2 tRNA genes and 2 rRNA genes (1 of these 4 cut by a window edge) are annotated in these 2,500 nt (G+C 54.3%); all 4 read left to right on the forward strand.

Going from position 1 to position 2,500, the window contains the following annotated elements:
* Positions 1–199 precede the first annotated feature (199 nt).
* Positions 200–1,765: ribosomal RNA gene (locus BLP60_RS09175) — 16S ribosomal RNA — on the forward strand.
* A gap of 97 nt (positions 1,766–1,862) precedes the next feature.
* Positions 1,863–1,941: transfer RNA gene (locus BLP60_RS09180), tRNA-Ile, on the forward strand.
* A 21-nt stretch (positions 1,942–1,962) separates the two neighbouring features.
* Positions 1,963–2,038: transfer RNA gene (locus BLP60_RS09185), tRNA-Ala, on the forward strand.
* Positions 2,039–2,150: 112 nt separating this feature from the next.
* Positions 2,151–2,500: ribosomal RNA gene (locus BLP60_RS09190) — 23S ribosomal RNA — on the forward strand (it continues 2,595 nt past the right edge of the window).
* Together the 16S and 23S rRNA genes with 2 tRNA genes alongside form the textbook arrangement of a ribosomal RNA operon.

Below are 2,500 nucleotides of genomic sequence, written 5' to 3' on the forward strand. Positions count from 1 at the left end.
CTCCTTCGCCACGAGGGGATGGAGTTGGGTTGGAGAGAGTTGTTTTGGAGTTGGAGTGGTGATTGGGGTTGTGGAAAAAAAGTTATTGACAAGTTAAGGTGGAGTGAGTTAGAAGGGAAAGCTCCATGATTTTTGACAATTGAATAGCGAGTTAGGGTAGAGTAGAGAGCTAGTAAGGTTTTTTTTTGAGAAGGAATTTAATCTGGAGGGTTTGATTCTGGCTCAGAATGAACGCTGGCGGCGTGCCTAACACATGCAAGTCGAGCGAGAAAGCCACCTTCGGGTGGTGAGTAAAGCGGCGCACGGGTGAGTAACGCGTGGGTGATCTACCCCTGGGACTGGGATAACCTTGCGAAAGCGGGGCTAATACCGGATGAATTAGCTAATGATTAAGGGGTTAGCTAAGAAAGGGTGGCCTCTCGAAGAAGCTACCGCCTGGGGATGAGCCTGCGTCCCATTAGCTAGTTGGTGGGGTAAAGGCCTACCAAGGCGACGATGGGTAGCCGGCCTGAGAGGGTGGACGGCCACACTGGGACTGGAACACGGCCCAGACTCCTACGGGAGGCAGCAGTGGGGAATATTGGGCAATGGGGGCAACCCTGACCCAGCGACGCCGCGTGAGGGAAGAAGGCCTTCGGGTCGTAAACCTCTGTCAGGAGGGAAGAAGGGCTGATAGTCGAATAGGCTATTAGTTTGACGGTACCTCCAGAGGAAGCACCGGCTAACTCCGTGCCAGCAGCCGCGGTAATACGGAGGGTGCGAGCGTTATTCGGAATCACTGGGCGTAAAGCGCGCGTAGGCGGCTTGGCAAGTCAGGTGTGAAAGTCCAGGGCTTAACCTTGGGATAGCACTTGAGACTGCTGAGCTAGAGTTCGGTAGAGGGTAGCGGAATTCCCGGTGTAGGGGTGAAATCCGTAGATATCGGGAGGAACACCAGAGGCGAAGGCGGCTACCTGGGCCGAAACTGACGCTGAGGTGCGAAAGCGTGGGGAGCAAACAGGATTAGATACCCTGGTAGTCCACGCTGTAAACGATGGACACTAGACGTTTGGCGGTTAGACCCGCTGGGTGTCGAAGCAAACGCGATAAGTGTCCCGCCTGGGGAGTACGTCCGCAAGGATGAAACTCAAAGAAATTGACGGGGGCCCGCACAAGCGGTGGAGTATGTGGTTTAATTCGATGCAACGCGAAGAACCTTACCTGGGCTTGACATCCCGGGAATCTGCCAGAGATGGCGGAGTGCCCTTCGGGGAACCCGGAGACAGGTGCTGCATGGCTGTCGTCAGCTCGTGCCGTGAGGTGTTGGGTTAAGTCCCGCAACGAGCGCAACCCTTGCCCTTAGTTGCCATCGGGTAAAGCCGGGCACTCTAGGGGGACTGCCGAGGTCAACTCGGAGGAAGGTGGGGACGACGTCAAGTCATCATGGCCCTTACGCCCAGGGCTACACACGTACTACAATGGTGGGTACAAAGGGTTGCGAGACCGCGAGGTGGAGCTAATCCCAAAAAACCCATCGTAGTTCGGATTGCAGTCTGCAACTCGACTGCATGAAGGCGGAATCGCTAGTAATCCCGGATCAGCATGCCGGGGTGAATACGTTCCCGGGCCTTGTACACACCGCCCGTCACACCACGAAAGCTGGTTCTACCCGAAGTCAGTGAGCCAACCCCGTAAGGGGAGGCAGCTGCCGACGGTAGGGCTGGTGATTGGGGTGAAGTCGTAACAAGGTATCCGTACCGGAAGGTGCGGATGGATCACCTCCTTTATAGAGGATAAGCTTTCTACTCTACCTGTATAAGCTCGCTATTTAATTGTTAGAAGTGATGGTAGTTGATTGAAAGTAGATAGAATAGGGTTTAGATGGGCCTATAGCTCAGTTTCGGTTAGAGCGCACGCCTGATAAGCGTGAGGTCGATGGTTCAAGTCCATCTAGGCCCACCAAGTAAGAAGGGTGGAGAGTGTGGGGGTGTAGCTCAGCTGGGAGAGCGCCTGCCTTGCACGCAGGAGGTCATCGGTTCGACTCCGTTCACCTCCACCAGGCTAAAGGTTTTAGTTGTAGCACTCTTAGGAATTGAGGGTGTTACATAGGAATCTTTAGAGAGTTAATTGACAATTAAATAGGGGTAAAGAGGGAAAGAGCGGAAGAGATAGGTTAAGATATTAAGGGCAATCGGTGGATGCCTAGGCGCCAGGAGGCGATGAAGGACGTGGTAGGCTGCGAAAAGCCTCGGGGAGCCGCCAAACAGGCTATGATCCGGGGATATCCGAATGGGGGAACCCACCTGGAGTAACATCCAGGTACCCTGAGTAATCAGGGGGCGAACCCGGGGAAGTGAAACATCTCAGTACCCGGAGGAGGAGAAATCAAACGAGATTCCCTGAGTAGCGGCGAGCGAAAGGGGAGTAGCCTAAACCGGATAGCATGCTATCCGGGGTTGTGGGGCCACCATAAAGTGATCCATGAGTAGATAGCAGAAGCACCTGGGAAGGTGTCCCATAG

The organism is Desulfonauticus submarinus, from assembly GCF_900104045.1.
Classification (GTDB): Bacteria; Desulfobacterota; Desulfovibrionia; order Desulfovibrionales; family Desulfonatronovibrionaceae; genus Desulfonauticus; species Desulfonauticus submarinus.